Origin of the sequence: Pseudomonas sp. BNK-15 (genome assembly GCF_047456105.1) — a bacterium.
Classification (GTDB): Bacteria; Pseudomonadota; Gammaproteobacteria; order Pseudomonadales; family Pseudomonadaceae; genus Aquipseudomonas; species Aquipseudomonas putida_E.
This window is the reverse complement of record NZ_CP179898.1, coordinates 4,410,102-4,425,874: the sequence shown is the minus strand read 5'-3', so window position 1 is coordinate 4,425,874 and position 15,773 is coordinate 4,410,102. Positions and strand designations below refer to the sequence as shown.

The following is a 15,773-nucleotide window of genomic DNA, read 5'->3' as shown; positions in this document are numbered from 1 at the left end:
TAAGTCTTTAGCCTAGATGCGCTGCTAGCTTACGGTTACTCCCATCCATACTCAAATTGGACACCAAAGTTTGACCCATGTAGAGCATTACCAAATGCCCCAGCATCAGAGAGCGCTGAACCGGCTGCAAATTCGTTCGCCGCTCGCTGAGCAGCAGCATTCCAACGGGCGTAAGTGTAATAAAGACGGATCTCAGGCCGATCGTTGAATCCAGGGCCATTTGGCGACCATGTAGGCGCGATTGTGAATTTTGTAAGCTTACGAGTTCCACCAGGTGCCGTTACCTGATCTCGCCCAAGCTCAACCGCAAGCTTGAACTGCTCGGTGAATCCGTAGACTGGACGAACACCGATCGACAGCCAATTCAGGTCTGCATCGTCCTGTCGCTTATCCTTCTGGAAAACAACATTAAATTGTCCTCCAAAATTGCCGGTTGACTGCCAGTCGAAAATCTCTACTGCTCGCCAGCTCCGATTGCTCCTATCGAGTTCAGGATCGCCTGTGTAACCTAAAGCCGTTCCAGGGCCCTCGCCATACTGGAGCGCAAACTTGTTCTGGCCGCCGAGAAAATTAGCCTGTTTGTGCTGAACAACTGTTGACCAACCGTCATGGGTATTATCACCGCTTGGAGCACGGATAAAGCTGACCCCAACTTCAATCTCTCCACCTGGGTTGACCTTGAAGCCTTCGACGTTAAAGTCTTGTCGGGTAATCTTCTCTTTCTGGAAGACGCTGTCCTTGCGTGAGAATACGTAGCTGTACTTATAGTCCCCTATCGATACCCGATCCAAGCCAAAACCAGTCGCGCTCTGATTCCAATAGAAGAAGTCAGAGATGTTGATATCATTCCTTTTATAGAATCGACGCCCGGCCCAAAGCGACCCTCCTCCCAATGCCGGCATCTTGCCCCATTCCATATAGGCTTGGTTCATTCGGGTGAAGCTATCGTCTCCTGAAAGCGCCGGTGTATGTCCGTAATCTGTTTGTGTTTGAACCATAGCATCCAGACTAACAACCGAACCATCATCGAGATTGGCTATATCTTGCCTTCCCTCTACCTCGATGTATTGCTCACATTCGTTACCCAGGCGGTACTTCGACTGCGCTCCGAGAAGCATAAAACAGCTTTGCTTACCCCCCGATGTCGAGCCACCAACGCCGCTTCGCATGTAGCCATTGAATTCAATTGCAGGAGCTTCTTCTGGAAACAAGAGCGCAGCCGACAGCGCGCCCCCAAAAGAGCTCAATCTCAAAGTTCTCATTCGCGACTCCGTTATTATTATTAATTGGTCACTGAACAATGCACGAACAAAGGCACACACAGCCAACCAGCAAAACCATGAATACTCATAATCTTAAATTCGTCGACCATGACAACAAAGCTTGAACAACAGATACAAAAAGGCTAGAAACCGATCAGTATCGGCTCCTAGCAAATGTGGCACAGCGACGAAAATATCGGATGTTACTTTGAGAAATACTTCAGCAGTTCGTGAGTGAGCTGCTCGGGCTGTTCCTCAGGAATGTAGTGACCGCTCTGAACCATTGTTCCGGTTACATCCGTAGCGATCAATTTCAGCTCAGTGACAAGGTCGGGCATCGAACCCTGATCTGCACGAATGGCTAGGATTGGAACCTGCAGCTTCCCTTTCTTCGCCAGCTCACGGTTCTGATCAGCCGATTTTCCCATAGCACGATAGTAAGCCAGGCCACCCTTCAGACCATTAAGCTTGAACACTCGAAGGTATTCTTCAAAGTCGTCCTGTGTAAAGATCTGAGGAATAGCAGCTTTACGCTGGAGGTACCACTGCAGATAGATATGCTCGCGCCCTTCCAGAAGAGCCTCTGGCAGATCCACGAGATTATGGAACCCGCAGTGCCAAGTACGCCAAGCGACATTGCCAGCCCATGGAAGATTATCCGGTAAGCTGATACCAGGAATGCCGCAATCCAGAATCGCCCATCCGGTGACCTGATCGCCGTAGTTCGCGCAGTACGGGTAGCTGACCCAAGCACCAAGGTCATGGGAAATCAGCGAATGCTTGCCCACACCAATCTTGTCTAGCATGCCGCGAAGCAATCGAGCGATGTTGGCCGTATCACAACCCGCCGGGCGATCCGAATCCCCTTGGCCTGGCAAGTCAGGTGCGATTACCCGGAAGTGCTTGCCCAAGATCGGCAGTACTTTTCGCCATGCATACCAGCTTTGCGGAAAACCACAGACCAGTACCATCACTTCACCGTCTTCGCGACCACCACTTACGTAGTGCATCCGCGTGCCATCAACGGTCACAAAACCACGCTGAAATCCTTCTACACCGCTATCCGGCCATTCACGCTTGCTAAACATCGTGTTCACCTATGCTGAAATGCTTGTAGATATCTGATCTATCAGAAAGGGTCTCGGGCAGCGGCCAGCCAGCCACCATCCATTACGTACTCACTACCGTGAACGAAGTCTGCCTCATCACCGCCGAGGAACGCAGCAAGCTTGGCGATTTCACTCGGCTGGCACCAACGTCGCGCAGGGAACTTCTCGAGGGCAGCCAGCATGTCAGGTGAATGAGCAGTCACAGGATCGGCCATAGCGAGTGGGGTAGCAGTTGCCCCTGGGCAGATTGTGTTCACGCGAATACCGCTTGCGCCATACTCGAAAGTCAGCTGCCGTGTAAGGCCAATCACTCCATGTTTGGAAGCCGTATAAGCAGTACCACCACCTGCGGCACTGAAGCCGGATGTAGAGGAGGTGTTGATGATCGCGCCTTTTTTCTGCTTGAGCATTTGAGGGATGACAGCACGGGCCATCAGGAAAGGCCCAGTGAGGTTGACCGCAATGACTCGGTTCCACTCCTCAATGGAAACTTCGTGTGCAGTGGAATGCCCATCAAGAATACCGGCATTATTGCAGAGCAGGTCAATTCGCTCCCACTTGGCGATGACTGCTTCCACGGCTTCATTAACACTGGCAGGATCGCTTACATCGACTCGATACGCGAAGCCTGCCTCCGTGTTTGCAATTGTGGAAATCGATTCTTCGGCGGCTTTCAGATTGATATCCAGCGCAACAACTAAGGCTTGGCGTGCGGCAAACTCTTGAACCATTGCCCGCCCCATGCCAGAGCCAGCACCGGTAATAATGACTACGCGACCATTGTAATTATTCATATAGCACTCTTCGTCAGATATTTAATTGCGCATTGATATCTAGCGCCGCCAGACACCTTCGATCATCGGCGAAGGATCTGAACGCGTCCAATCGCCATTTACGATTCTTTTAGATCAGCTTTGGTTATCAGAAATTCCGTAACTGCCTCAAGCCACACTCAAGCCACAGCCTTAACCATGTCCTCAATCGTTTTCTTTGCATCACCAAATACCATCATGGTTTTTTCCATGTAGAACAGCTCATTGTCCAGGCCGGCATAGCCACTGGCCATGGAGCGCTTGTTAACGATGATGGTCTTCGCTTTGTACGCTTCAAGGATTGGCATGCCGGCGATCGGCGATTTCGGATCGTTCTTGGCCGCCGGGTTGACCACATCATTGGCACCCAACACCAGCACCACGTCAGCCTGTCCAAATTCGGAGTTGATGTCCTCCATTTCGAACACCTGGTCGTACGGCACCTCCGCTTCAGCCAAGAGCACGTTCATATGCCCTGGCATGCGACCAGCCACTGGATGGATCGCATACTTCACGGTAACGCCGTTGTGAATCAGCTTTTCAGTCAGCTCCTTCAGCGCGTGCTGGGCACGAGCCACGGCCAGACCGTAACCAGGAACAATAATCACGGTGTCGGCGTTGGTTAGCAGGAAGGTGGCGTCATCGGCAGAACCAGACTTCACTGGTCGCTGCTCCTTAGATCCCTGATCTCCCCTGATATCAGCGTCACCACCGAAGCCGCCCAAGATCACGCTGAAAAATGAGCGGTTCATCGCCTTGCACATAATGTACGAGAGGATTGCACCACTGGAGCCAACCAAGGAGCCGGCGATGATCAGCATTGAGTTGTTCAGCGAAAAACCGATGCCCGCTGCTGCCCAGCCTGAATAGCTGTTCAACATGGAAACCACCACTGGCATGTCTGCGCCGCCAATGGGGATGATCAAGAGAACGCCGAGGACGAAGGCGAGCAGCAGCATCAGAATGAAAGCGTCAAACAAGCCTGTGGTGCTGTAAATGATGCCTAGGCCAATTGTCGTGAACAGAACCAGAAGGTTGGTTTTGAATTGGCCCCGAAAGATAAATGGCGCTCCTTGGAAGAGACGGAATTTGTATTTGCCAGAAAGCTTGCCGAAAGCGATCACAGAGCCTGAGAAGGTGATGGCACCGATCGCCGCGCCTAGGAAGAGCTCAAGACGGTTCCCACCCGGAATGGGGTCGTTGATCGAGGCAACGATACCGAGTGACTGGGGCTCAATAACACCTGTGATGGCGATGAACACCGCTGCCAAGCCGATCATGCTGTGCATGAAGGCGACCAGCTCTGGCATCTTGGTCATCTCCACGCGCTTGGCCATGATCGAACCGGCTGTGCCGCCGACCAACAGCCCGAAGATGACATAGCCCATCCCAGCGCTAGCGATTCCTGAACCCAGCTTATAGATGAGCCCTACGGTCGTCAGGATGGCGATGCCCATGCCAATCATGCCGAACAGGTTGCCCCGTCGCGAGGTTGTCGGGTGAGACAGACCCTTGAGCGCCTGGATGAAGCAGACCGAAGCGACAAGGTAGAGCAGCGTTATCAAGTTCATACTCATGTTACTTCTGCCCTTCGCTTTTGGTTTTCTTCTTGAACATTTCCAGCATGCGCCGGGTAACCAGGAAGCCGCCGAATACGTTCACTGCAGCTAAGGCCACGGCCAAGGTGCCCATGATTTTTCCAGCAGGTGTCACAGTGAGTGCGGCAGCCAGCATGGCGCCAATGATCACGATCGCCGAAATGGCGTTAGTGACGGCCATCAGCGGCGTATGCAGAGCTGGAGTGACATTCCAAACCACGTGGTATCCCACGTAGATAGCCAGCACGAAGATGATGAGGTTGTAGATGCCATGGGAAATCACCAGGTCTTCCATTGTCGTGCTCCTCAGCTGTTCTTGCGCACGACCTGGCCATCGCGGCACATCAGGCACGCGGCGACAATGTCGTCTTCCAGGTTGATGTCTAGCGCACCGTCCTTGTCGAACAGCAGCTTCATGAAGTCCAGCAGGTTGCGGGAGTAGAGCGCGGACGCGTCGGCGCCTACCTGCGCCGGCAGGTTGGTCGGGCCGACGATAGTCACACCATTCTCAACAACTACTTGATCGGCAACGGTCAGGGGACAGTTGCCCCCCTGGGCAGCGGCTAGGTCAATGACAACGGATCCGGGTTTCATCTGCGCCACAGTGCCAATATTCAGGAGAGTTGGCGCTTTGCGTCCCGGGATCAGGGCGGTGGTGATGACAATGTCAGCTTGCTTTGCGCGGTCATGCACCGCTTGAGCTTGTCGCAGCATCCAGCTTTCCGGCATTGGGCGAGCATAGCCGCCCACCCCTTCGGCGCACGCTCGCTCCTCCTCCGTCTCGTATGGCACGTCGATGAACTTAGCGCCCAGAGACTCGATTTGCTCCTTCACGGCGGGGCGCACATCGGACGCTTCAATCACTGCGCCCATGCGCTTAGCTGTAGCAATGGCCTGAAGGCCGGCAACACCCGCTCCCAAGATAAGCACGCGTGCCGCTTTAACGGTACCCGCAGCGGTCATGAGCATCGGCATGAACCGTGGGTAGTACTGAGCCGCAAGCAGCACGGCCTTGTAGCCCGCGATGTTGGCCTGCGACGACAATACATCCAGACTTTGCGCACGAGAGGTACGTGGCGCAGCCTCCAGTGCGAACGCGGTGATCCCGCGACCGGCCATCTTGACGATCAGCTCGCTGTTGAACGGGTTGAGCATGCCAATTAGCACGCTGCCCGAGTTGATGAGCTCGAGCTCTTGGTCATTAGGGGCAACTACTTTCAGCACAATTTCCGCACCAAAAGCATCGCTCGCCTCACCGACCGTGGCGCCCACGGCCTCAAACGCGCTGTCGGTAATGCAAGAGAGCAGCCCGCAGCCTCTTTGGACGACAACTTGATGCCCAGAAGCGACCAGTCGCTTTACTGTGTCTGGGATGACCGCAACGCGCGTTTCGCCGCAAGCGGTCTCCGACGGTACTCCGATATACAAGGAACTTCTCCGTTTATTATTCTTGAATCGAGGATCCTTCATGGAATGAAGAATGCTGGTCAGGCAACCGCCCGTTTAATCGTCCTAAGAGTTGCTTCTGATGGACGAGCTCTGGCTTTCTTAGACATCAACGACTGCGGCAAACCGGAGGCAGCAGCGCGCTCGATGGCAAAAAGAATTTCCAGGTCTGCGAGCCCCTCCTCACCACAAGGCTGCGGTGCTATACCTTGCTCAATACAATCCGAGAAGTATGAAATTTGCCCTGCAAAGTGATCGTAGTGCGGGAAGTGAATGTATTCGTTCTCATCCCGGCTTTTCAGTGCCATGGCCATGGAATGCTCAAACCGGAAGCCAGGATCCATGTTCAAAACGCCCTCAGTGCCCACGATCTGGTAGGTGTCGACAGGGTAAGCTCCGAAGCTGCAATAGAACTGCGCTAATCGATCACCAGGGAATCTGAGGGTCACTGCTATCGAGTCATCCACGTTGGGGAATCGGGGATCGCCGGCGCGACGGGTGCTCATTGCAGAGACTGCGATAGGATCAGATTCAAAGACGTGGCGAGCGGCATTAATGCAGTAGATGCCAATGTCTTGCAGTGGGCCGCCCCAATGCTCCACATCCAATCGGTGGTTACCAATATCGCTTTGGAAACTAAACGTCGCGGACATGAACACTGGCTGACCGATTCGACCCTCTCGAACAGCTTGCAACGCCGCGATGGTGCCTACGTCATGGTGCAACCTGTAACTGGTCATGAGTGACACCCCTGCAGCTTGAGCTGTGGCGATCATCGCGTCAGCATCAGGCAGGGAAGTGGCAATTGGCTTTTCTACGAGCACATGCTTGCCCGCCTTCGCTGCCTGGATGGCGTAGGTAGCATGCAATGGATTGGGTACGGCCACGTAAACAGCGTCAATCAGATCACTCGCTAGCAGCTCATCAAAATCCTCATACGAGCAAACATGTTCAATGCCATGTTTATTCGCCAGCTGACGAGCACGCTCCGGGTTTCCTGAGACAAGTGCTGTAACCACTGCGTTCTCTAACAGAGAGACAGCAGGGATGAATGCGGTCTGGGATATCCAGCCAGTTCCCACTACGGCATATCGAATCACGTTTAGATCCTCGAAGAGCTGCGCCACACGGAGCGATCTACTGTTTAGTAGGGGCGCAACTCAGATAATCATGTTTATCGGTACAGCGAAGGACGAGATGGTAGGTCAAGTATGATTGTTTGATCAGTGCCTATCCATTTAACCAACTGCTCGGCAATCAGAGTAGTGATGTAGCCATCCCATGCTGTTGCCCCATGGTTCGGGACACCAGAAACAATGCTTTGAATCCAGCGGCGAGTTTGGGCCTGGTAGGCCGCGGTGAAGCGTGGTATCCAGTTCCGAGGAACATGCGATGAACGATGACCCGATGTGCTTATGACAGGCGCTGAAAACTGAGGCAAGGCGACAGTCCCCTCTGCACCTACTAACTCAGCATGAACCTGGTAGCCAAATTTACAGTTCATGAAGAGTTCAGTAGACGAAATCGCACCGTTCGCAAGCCGCGTCACGATCATCATCGGATCGCCTTTATCGGCAACAGTGATCCTGACGGCTTCAAGCTCGGTATCCATCAGCCAACGCATGACATCAATCTCATGAACAAAAGCGTTTGTGATGAGCATGTCACCCGTCATCCAATCCGGGGCAACTGGATTACGATGGAAGTTGTGAAGGATCTCGGGATTACCGACGGCATTCGCTTCGAAAAGCCTTTTGAGCTCTTCATAACCTGGGTCGAATCTGCGCATGTATCCGACTTGAACGAAGGAGCGCTCTTTGGAGCATTCTGCCTCGACGACCAAGCGCGCTTGTTCAGCGCTCATGGCCAATGGTTTTTCACACAGTACTGGTTTCTCTGCAGCTATGCAGGCTTGCACCAGATCAGCATGAGTAGAATCCGGTGATGCAATCAGAACTGCATCAATTTCCTTAGAGGCAATCAGATCTAACGGATCTGAAAAAACCTGTACCTTGCCAGCTACAGATCGGGCTTTTTCTGAATCGAAATCGCAGACCCCTGCCAAGTGAGCGTTTGGGGTGTGCATGGACAGAATATGACCGTGCTCCCTACCCATGACACCAGCACCAATCAGTCCAACCGCGATACTCATTAAGAGTCTGGCGGTCTCAGTGACCAAGTGCAACACCCGAGGTAAGGTGCTGCATGACTACTCACTACACCCACTTGACCATCGAAGAGCGCGTAACGCTAATGATCATGCGTATGCAAGGCGCCTCGCTGCGAGCCATCGCCCAAGTTCTTGGGCGCCAACCCAGCACGCTGAGTCGAGAGGTGCGGCGCCAGTCGCAGCCTGGGCACTATGACGCCAGCACTGCCGGTGCTCGAGCCCGTGCCCTCAGACACGTCCCGAGGCGCAGCAAGCTTCTTGCCCCTGGTTCTGAACTGTTCCAGGTCGTACACAGCATGTTGGCCAAGGGCTGGTCTCCTCAGCAAATTGCCGCCAGACTCAAGGACTACTGGCCTGATAATCCTGAGCGGCATGTGAGTCACGAAACGATCTACCTGACAATCTATGCATACCCACGCGGCGAGCTTAAGCGTCAACTCATTGGTTACCTGCGCCAGGGCGGCAGCAAGCGGCGTACTCGCAGCACTGCGCCAGCTCGGCGCGAGCGCTATCCAGCTGAACAGAATATTCGCTACCGGCCTGAAGAGGTCGAAGGTCGACAAGTGCCAGGTCATTGGGAAAGCGACCTGATCATGGGCGCGAACAATCGCTCGGCAGTAGCGACGATGGTCGAGCGCACGAGCCGTTTCGTGATCCTGGCCAAGTTGGATGCGCCCACCGCAGACGCCGCGCTAGAGGGGATGACGCGAGAACTTTCGCGTATGGCACCGGCGCTGCTGAAAACCATGACCCATGACCAAGGCAGCGAGATGGCCAAGCATCAAGAGCTGACAGCTCGTACGGGAATGAAGATCTACTTCGCTGACCCGCACAGCCCTTGGCAAAGAGGCAGCAACGAGAACACGAACGGCCTGCTCCGGCAGTACTTACCCAAGGGCACCGATTTGTCGCTGGTTAGCCAGGAGCGGCTGGACGAGATTGCCGACTTGCTCAACACCCGACCTCGTCAGACATTGGGCTGGAAATTCCCTGTTGAAGTGTTGACGGATCATCTGCAACTGCTGGCAACCAATCGGCTCAACACTATCAACTGAGTGTTGCACTTGGAACCTGAGGCCGCCTCTCCTGCAGTCTCAAACGTTACGGTGGGACAGGCGGGCGTGACCGAGATCACGCCTACCCTAGGCTAGTGTTCAGCTATCAAGCAGGCTGCTCGATATGCTCCCAATCGCCACTCACGCCCGAAGTCAGGATGGCGTCGGCAATTCGCTCGATCTGCAGGCCGTCATCGAAGTTCGGAGAAGCTTTGCCGTTCTCAGCGATGGCTTTCAGGAAGTTGTACCACTCGATCGATTTGATATCGATGTAGCCTTGGCCCATACCGGCAACTGGCCACAGCTTGTCGCCGAACGGCTGGTGAGGGCCCGAGTAAATGGTACGGAAACCGAAAGCATCCTTAGGATCATCTGCGAAAGCAACGCGCAGTTCGTTGAGGCGCTGGTAGTCGAAGGCGATAGAACCCTTGGTACCGTAGATTTCAAAACCGAGTTGGTTGTGGTGGCCCCACGCATTTCGAGTCACCTCAATGGTGCCATACACACCGTTAGCAAACTTGATCATAGTGAGTGCGGCGTCATCTACGTCAACCTTGCCACGCTCGCTCGAAGCTTGACCAGCGGGGCCAAAGAATCGGCCAGCTGGCAGCGGACGTTCTTGCACGAAGGTCTTGACGATCGAGTTCACCGAGGCGAACTCACCTACCAGCAGGCGAGCAGCGTCGATAACGTGAGTACCGATGTCGCCCAGAGTGCCGGAACCTGCTTTCGCTTTGTTGAAGCGCCAGGACAGCGGCAGCTCAGGGTCAGCGCCCCAGTCTTGCAGGTAGTAACCACGGAAGTTCAGAATGTCACCGATGCGGCCTTCGTCAATCAGGCGCTTGGCCATTTGAACCGCTGGAGTGTGCCGATAGTTATAAGAAACCATGGTCACCACACCGGTTTCCCGGGCGGCTTCCTGCATACGCTGAGCTTCTTCAACAGTCATCGACATCGGCTTCTCACACATAACGTGCTTACCAGCCAATGCCGCTGCAATTGCGATCTCTGCGTGAGTGTCGTTTGGGGTGCAGATATCGATGATGTCGATATCTGGGCGGTTCACAACGTCACGCCAGTCAGTAGCGTACTCGGTAAACCCATACTGCTTAGCTGCGTTTTGCGCCAATTCTTCATCGATATCGACAACTACCTTACGCTCGATTTCGACTGGGGCACCAAACAGGATTGGAACAACTGCAGTGGCGATCGAATGGGCCTTACCCATGAAGCCAGTGCCGATCAGTGCGACATTGTATTTTTTCACGATCCTTACTCCTCTAGGGCTGACTGCGTGTCTCACCCTGCTTCTGTTAAACCTACCCCAACGATCCTTTTCAGATGCTGGACACCACGTTAATAACGTGCCGCCTAAAACGGCACTACTCTACCCGACCGGCCGGAATAAATATTAGCCAATTGTCGCTAATTCTTCACCGAGCGTAACAGCAGATCCGGCGCCTACCAGGATATTGATTTTCCCACTGAACTTGGCAAGCACTTGAGTTTCCATTTTCATCGCTTCGACGAGAGCAATGATTTCGCCCTCATTAACAACTGCCCCATCCTCAACAAGCCACTGCTGCAGAGTACCTGGAATAGGAGAGCTTACCGAATTAGCATTTTCGGAGTTCGTCACCACGGGAGATTCAGTACTTGCTTTATTGAATGAGAACAGTGCTGAGGGAACCCCGAGACGGTGGATCTTTCCATCAATCTCAATTACGCACCGAACCAACTGTTCTTCGGAGTAATCTACACGGTCTGCCGGAGGCAAACCTTGGAACTCCGTCTCAATCCAGTTGGTGTAGACACCGAACGAATCAGTACCATTGAATTTCGGTTCCTCCATGACAGCCCGATGGAAAGGAAGAACAGAAGCCACACCTTCGATCTGGAATTCTGCCAATGCCCGACGAGCTCGGTTCACCGCTTGCTCACGCGTCTCACCGAACACGATGAGTTTAGCCATCATGGAATCGTAGAGCCCTGGAATGGAGGATCCACTCTCGACGCCCGTGTCGAGACGAACGCCGGGCCCCGATGGGGCGCGAAACTTCTCAATACGACCTGGTGTGGGCAAGAAGCCACGCCCAGGATCCTCAGCGTTGATCCGAAACTCGAACGCATGCCCGCGAGAAACCGGAGTTTCCAATACGGACAGTGGAAGGCCATCAGCAATACGCAATTGCTCAACCACGATGTCGATGCCGGTGGTGACCTCTGTAACAGGGTGCTCAACCTGCAGTCGGGTGTTCACTTCCAGGAAAGAAATCGTCCCGTTACGGGAGAGCAGAAACTCAACAGTACCTGCACCGACGTAGCCGGCTCGGCTGCAGATGTCCCGGGCAGCATTATGAATTGCTTCACGCTGCTCTTCAGAGATGAATGGCGCCGGCGCCTCCTCCACCAGTTTCTGATTGCGGCGTTGCAGCGAACAGTCGCGAGTGCCAAGCACCACGGTATTGCCGTGGGTATCAGCAATCACCTGCGCTTCGATGTGACGGGGTTGTTCCAGGAATTGCTCGGCGTAGCACTCACCACGTCCGAACGCCTCAGTTGCTTCACGCACTGCCGAATCGAAGAGCTGCCCCACCTCCTCCAGCTTATGCGCAACCTTCATACCGCGACCGCCGCCACCGAACGCCGCCTTGATAGCAAGCGGCAAACCAGCTTCCTTGGCAAATGCGACCGCTTCACGGGCATTCGCAAGCGGGCCTGGAGTACCTTTTACCAAAGGTGCTCCAACTGCTTGCGCGATATGTCGAGCTTCGACCTTATCACCCAACGCCCGGATTACCTGTGGAGAAGGCCCCACCCAAGCCAAGCCGGCATCAAGAACCGCCTGCGCGAACTCGGCCCGCTCCGACAGGAAACCATAGCCAGGGTGTACAGCATCAGCCCCAGCACGTTTGGCGATCTCAACAATTTTCTGGATATTGAGATAGGTGTCGACTGGTCGACCTGGGCCGAGACCGTAGGCTTCGTCAGCCAGCTCCACATGAAGGGATGATGCGTCGACGTCCGAATAGATGGCAACGGAAGTCACACCATAATCCTTCGCAGCTCGGATAATCCGGATTGCGATTTCGCCTCGGTTAGCGATGAGTAACTTCTTCATCGATCGATTTCCTTTACTTGCGGATCAAAGCCAGCGATAGCGTTAAAGCGGATGCGTGCACCAATCGGGATCTGCGCCGCCAATGAGAGGTGATGCTCGGCTACTACGGCAATGACCGGGTAGCCGCCAGTAAGTGGGTGATCTGCGAGGAACAGCACAGGCTGACCATTGCGGGGTACTTGAATCGACCCCCGAGAAGTACCTTCCGAGGGAAGCTCGTCAGCACACTCGCGAGATAGCGCACTCGTGCCATTGAGCCGAACACCCACGCGGTTCGACTCTGGTGTTACTGCCCAGGATTGCTCAGTGAACGTGCGAATCGCTTCAGGGGTAAACCAATCAGTGCGCGGCCCCATCACCACGTCGAGCACCACAATGTCGCTACTTGCAGGCAACTTGGGGGCCTGCGATGCGTACGCAGAAACGGAGCCACGCACATCATTCGATGGCTGCAGGCTCACGCCAGAAGTGATCGAGCCTGGCCCGACTTTCGCGAGTGTATCGGTCGACGCTGACCCCAATACTTTCGGGGCAGCAAAGCCACCTCGCAGAGCAACATAGCTTCGAACACCTTGCGTTGGCACACTCAGGGCCAAGGTGTCACCGGCATCCAATGCAATCGGAGCATGAGGGGGAAGTGTTCTGGTACGCCCATCTGCGGTAGTGAGAGTGAGACCGGCTGGAGCTCCACTTATGGCCACAGTCAGAGGAATCTCAGCTTCGAAAACGGCACCACCGTAGGTCACCTCGAGCGCCACTGCTGCTTCGTGGTTGCCGACCAAAGAGTTGGCGTGACGCAGCGCCTGCAGATCAGCTGCGCCCGATTGAGAGACACCCTGGTGAGCGTTCCCAGCCCGGCCTAGATCTTGGAACAACAATGGCCTATCAGTGCTAACGACCTTTAAGCCTTTAGCGATCTGAGTCGAGCTTGAAGCCGACTCGGCCTTGGCAGACGGAGCTGGTAGTTGGTCGGTGACGGCCTCGACGAAGCGAACCCGGTCGCCGGGCTTCAATAGCGCCGCCTGCTCACGGTCTACATCCCACATCGGTATTGTCGTGGCGCCCAGCAGCTGCCAGCCACCTGGTGTATCAGAAGGATAAATGCCGCAAAAACGGCCAGCGAGGGCTACAGAGCCCGCAGGGATCCGCACGCGTGGGCTATCTCGACGAGGGACATCCAATTCAGGATCGTCACATGTCATGTAAGCGAATCCAGGGGCGAATCCCGTGAATGCAACGGTGAAAGTTGCTGCACGGTGGCGGCGAATCAGCTCAGGTACCGACCACCCCAGATAACCGGCAACAAACGCGAGATCTTCACCGTCATAAGCCATCGGGATCTCAACAAGATCGCCCGAACGGCTGCAACCAACCTGGGGCCGCAGCGAGGAAATTTGCGCATAAAGTTTTTGCGCTGAGGTAGCAAGCGGGTCAAACGACACATGGAGTGTCACAGCGCCTGGAATGACCTCGGCCACACCCTCGATGCAGGCTGCCTTCAGCGCGTCACCGAGAGCGATGGTCGATTCAAGATCATCAAGCTCAACGATGAAGCGATTGGAGCCCGCCGGAAGAAACTGCAGTGTCTTAGACATGCGATCAACCCTCGCTCACGACAGCAAAACTGCATAGATGAACATTGTTCATTTCGAAAGCATCGCGAAGGGCTTTGGCAGTCTGAACCGCTGCGGAATTGTCGCCATGGACACAGATCGAATCCGCTTGTAATGGCACGATACTGCCGTCGACGGCCTCAACGACACCCTCTCGAACCAATCTCAGCATCCGCTGGGTAATCAGTTCAGGATCATGGATGACGGCACCTGCTATGCGTCGGTTAACGAGCGATCCATCGCTGTTATAGGCTCGGTCGGCAAAAGCCTCACATACAACCTTCAAGCCCGCTTGGCGCGCTTGTTCGACGATAGGGGCTCCTGCCAGGACAAGCAAAGCAAGCGAGGGGTTCACCGCCTTGATTGCAGCAATCACATCTGCGCCTTGCCTGCGATCCTTAGCGATGGTGTTGTACAGCGCACCGTGAGGTTTGACATAGCTGATAGTGGTTCCTGCGGCCTTGGCTAAGCCTTCCAAAGCGCCGATCTGATAGATCACATCACCTATCAACTCTGAACTGGAAGGCTCCATCACCCGCCGACCGAAACCAACCAGGTCTCGGTAACCAACGTGAGCTCCAATAACGACATCACGCGCAACGGCTTCTTTCAGCACCGAAAGGATGCCAGCGGGGTCACCCGCGTGAAATCCACACGCGATGTTCGCACTGGTGACGATGTCCAACATGGACGCATCGTCTCCCATTGCCCAGGGGCCAAAGCTTTCGCCGAGGTCGCTATTGAGGTCAATCTTTACCATATCCCTGCTCACCTACTGAAGATCACGTTGGCTGATCAAGCAATTACAGCAGCTGATATTTGCTCAGCGAAGACGACTTGACCAAGTGACCGTACTTTTCACCGAACGCTTTCATATTGTCAGTACTGGAATGCAGATCCAGCGACTTTTGATCGTCCCAGATCTCGTAGAACAGAAACTCGCCTGGATTTTCTTCCGAAACGTGGAGGTCATACTTCACGAACCCTGGCTCGGTTTTAGCGTAAGCGACCAGCTCCAGCAGTGCCTTTTGAAGCTCGGCCTCTTTGCCTGGCTGAGCGTGGGTCACAGCAACAACATACAGTTTGTCCATCATCTTTACTCCTAGCTTGTTAAGTTTTAAGCGATCTCGACTTTGACAGCAGTCTTAATCGAATTAGCGATGAAACAACCTTTATGAGCCCGGTGATGTAAACGTTCTAAAGCCGACCGATCAGGCTGCTTCTCCGAGCTGAACTCTACATGTGGACTCAGCGTGATGTCAGAGACCCAAAAACCGCCTTCCTCACGTTTAGCAACAATCCCTTTAGCATTATCAATATACTTCGAAACAACGTACCCCTGCCCTTCGCAGATAGCCAGGAAGTACAGCATATGACAACTCGCGAGCGCACTTACCAACAGTTGCTCAGGATCCGCCTTCTCAGGAGACCCTAAGTAATCTGCCGCCGCAGACGCGACCACTTTTACTTGGTTACTAAATTCAACTTCCAGGTCACGACTGTAGGTGCCGGCCTTATCTTTGTGCTCAACTGCCGCCCAGACAATTTTTGCAAAATGCTCGGACATTACAAATACCTCGTTAGTTG

The 15,773-nt window shown here is 54.2% G+C and carries 15 protein-coding genes; 1 reads left to right on the top strand and 14 read right to left on the bottom strand.

Annotated features, from left to right (window positions below):
• Positions 1–35: 35 nt before the first annotated feature.
• The 8 genes from ACMGF5_RS20225 to ACMGF5_RS20190 all read right to left on the bottom strand — a co-directional run bounded on the left by ACMGF5_RS20225 (position 36) and on the right by ACMGF5_RS20190 (position 8,379).
• Complete coding sequence (locus ACMGF5_RS20225; RefSeq protein WP_119688884.1) at positions 36–1,262, bottom strand: carbohydrate porin; 1,227 nt, start codon at positions 1,260–1,262, stop codon at positions 36–38.
• Positions 1,263–1,465: 203 nt separating this feature from the next.
• Positions 1,466–2,350, bottom strand: a complete 885-nt coding sequence (locus ACMGF5_RS20220; protein ID WP_119688883.1) for an alpha/beta fold hydrolase — start codon at positions 2,348–2,350, stop codon at positions 1,466–1,468.
• 41 nt (positions 2,351–2,391) lie between these two features.
• Positions 2,392–3,165 carry an SDR family NAD(P)-dependent oxidoreductase gene (locus tag ACMGF5_RS20215; protein WP_119688882.1) on the bottom strand — a complete coding sequence of 258 codons (774 nt, stop codon included), beginning with the start codon at positions 3,163–3,165 and terminating at the stop codon, positions 2,392–2,394.
• Between the two features lie 158 nt (positions 3,166–3,323).
• The gene (locus ACMGF5_RS20210; RefSeq protein WP_414157131.1) at positions 3,324–4,760 is read right to left on the bottom strand and encodes an NAD(P)(+) transhydrogenase (Re/Si-specific) subunit beta; all 1,437 of its coding nucleotides are present in this window, start codon (positions 4,758–4,760) and stop codon (positions 3,324–3,326) included.
• A gap of 1 nt (position 4,761) precedes the next feature.
• The gene (locus tag ACMGF5_RS20205; RefSeq protein ID WP_119688880.1) at positions 4,762–5,076 is read right to left on the bottom strand and encodes an NAD(P) transhydrogenase subunit alpha; all 315 of its coding nucleotides are present in this window, start codon (positions 5,074–5,076) and stop codon (positions 4,762–4,764) included.
• Between the two features lie 11 nt (positions 5,077–5,087).
• Complete coding sequence (locus tag ACMGF5_RS20200; RefSeq protein WP_414157130.1) at positions 5,088–6,209, bottom strand: Re/Si-specific NAD(P)(+) transhydrogenase subunit alpha; 1,122 nt, start codon at positions 6,207–6,209, stop codon at positions 5,088–5,090.
• A 59-nt stretch (positions 6,210–6,268) separates the two neighbouring features.
• Positions 6,269–7,327: a Gfo/Idh/MocA family protein gene (locus ACMGF5_RS20195; protein WP_414157129.1), complete on the bottom strand. Its 1,059-nt coding sequence runs from the start codon at positions 7,325–7,327 to the stop codon at positions 6,269–6,271.
• A gap of 74 nt (positions 7,328–7,401) precedes the next feature.
• Positions 7,402–8,379, bottom strand: a complete 978-nt coding sequence (locus ACMGF5_RS20190; protein ID WP_119688878.1) for a Gfo/Idh/MocA family oxidoreductase — start codon at positions 8,377–8,379, stop codon at positions 7,402–7,404.
• 53 nt (positions 8,380–8,432) lie between these two features.
• On the opposite strand from ACMGF5_RS20190, the gene ACMGF5_RS20185 reads away from it, so the two are divergent.
• Positions 8,433–9,452, top strand: a complete 1,020-nt coding sequence (locus ACMGF5_RS20185) for an IS30 family transposase (protein ID WP_237858433.1) — start codon at positions 8,433–8,435, stop codon at positions 9,450–9,452.
• Between the two features lie 106 nt (positions 9,453–9,558).
• Here ACMGF5_RS20185 and ACMGF5_RS20180 read toward each other — a convergent pair whose 3' ends face one another.
• From ACMGF5_RS20180 to ACMGF5_RS20155, 6 genes are all read right to left on the bottom strand, one after another.
• The gene (locus ACMGF5_RS20180) at positions 9,559–10,719 is read right to left on the bottom strand and encodes a Gfo/Idh/MocA family protein (RefSeq protein ID WP_119688877.1); all 1,161 of its coding nucleotides are present in this window, start codon (positions 10,717–10,719) and stop codon (positions 9,559–9,561) included.
• A 144-nt stretch (positions 10,720–10,863) separates the two neighbouring features.
• Complete coding sequence (locus ACMGF5_RS20175) at positions 10,864–12,573, bottom strand: acetyl/propionyl/methylcrotonyl-CoA carboxylase subunit alpha (protein WP_414157128.1); 1,710 nt, start codon at positions 12,571–12,573, stop codon at positions 10,864–10,866.
• Positions 12,570–14,168, bottom strand: coding sequence for an urea amidolyase family protein (locus ACMGF5_RS20170; protein ID WP_119688875.1), 1,599 nt, complete (start codon positions 14,166–14,168; stop codon positions 12,570–12,572). The genes ACMGF5_RS20175 and ACMGF5_RS20170 overlap by 4 nt, the downstream gene beginning before the upstream one ends.
• A gap of 4 nt (positions 14,169–14,172) precedes the next feature.
• Positions 14,173–14,946 (bottom strand): LamB/YcsF family protein, encoded by a 774-nt coding sequence (locus ACMGF5_RS20165; protein ID WP_251962874.1) that lies wholly within the window; start codon positions 14,944–14,946, stop codon positions 14,173–14,175.
• A gap of 43 nt (positions 14,947–14,989) precedes the next feature.
• Entirely contained in the window at positions 14,990–15,280 is a 291-nt protein-coding gene (locus tag ACMGF5_RS20160) for a putative quinol monooxygenase (protein ID WP_251962875.1), read from the bottom strand.
• Positions 15,281–15,303: 23 nt separating this feature from the next.
• Positions 15,304–15,753 (bottom strand): OsmC family protein, encoded by a 450-nt coding sequence (locus ACMGF5_RS20155; RefSeq protein ID WP_414157127.1) that lies wholly within the window; start codon positions 15,751–15,753, stop codon positions 15,304–15,306.
• Positions 15,754–15,773: the final 20 nt, after the last annotated feature.

What these genes read in the sequence shown, in the direction of transcription:
- ACMGF5_RS20155 (WP_414157127.1), bottom strand. Translation starts at nt 15,753, where the DNA reads ATGTCCGAGCATTTTGCAAAAATTGTCTGGGCGGCAGTTGAGCACAAA.
- ACMGF5_RS20205 (WP_119688880.1), bottom strand. Translation starts at nt 5,076, where the DNA reads ATGGAAGACCTGGTGATTTCCCATGGCATCTACAACCTCATCATCTTC.
- ACMGF5_RS20160 (WP_251962875.1), bottom strand. Translation starts at nt 15,280, where the DNA reads ATGATGGACAAACTGTATGTTGTTGCTGTGACCCACGCTCAGCCAGGC.
- ACMGF5_RS20215 (WP_119688882.1), bottom strand. Translation starts at nt 3,165, where the DNA reads ATGAATAATTACAATGGTCGCGTAGTCATTATTACCGGTGCTGGCTCT.
- ACMGF5_RS20210 (WP_414157131.1), bottom strand. Translation starts at nt 4,760, where the DNA reads ATGAGTATGAACTTGATAACGCTGCTCTACCTTGTCGCTTCGGTCTGC.
- ACMGF5_RS20225 (WP_119688884.1), bottom strand. Translation starts at nt 1,262, where the DNA reads ATGAGAACTTTGAGATTGAGCTCTTTTGGGGGCGCGCTGTCGGCTGCG.
- ACMGF5_RS20190 (WP_119688878.1), bottom strand. Translation starts at nt 8,379, where the DNA reads ATGAGTATCGCGGTTGGACTGATTGGTGCTGGTGTCATGGGTAGGGAG.
- ACMGF5_RS20185 (WP_237858433.1), top strand. Translation starts at nt 8,433, where the DNA reads ATGACTACTCACTACACCCACTTGACCATCGAAGAGCGCGTAACGCTA.
- ACMGF5_RS20175 (WP_414157128.1), bottom strand. Translation starts at nt 12,573, where the DNA reads ATGAAGAAGTTACTCATCGCTAACCGAGGCGAAATCGCAATCCGGATT.
- ACMGF5_RS20220 (WP_119688883.1), bottom strand. Translation starts at nt 2,350, where the DNA reads ATGTTTAGCAAGCGTGAATGGCCGGATAGCGGTGTAGAAGGATTTCAG.
- ACMGF5_RS20165 (WP_251962874.1), bottom strand. Translation starts at nt 14,946, where the DNA reads ATGGTAAAGATTGACCTCAATAGCGACCTCGGCGAAAGCTTTGGCCCC.
- ACMGF5_RS20170 (WP_119688875.1), bottom strand. Translation starts at nt 14,168, where the DNA reads ATGTCTAAGACACTGCAGTTTCTTCCGGCGGGCTCCAATCGCTTCATC.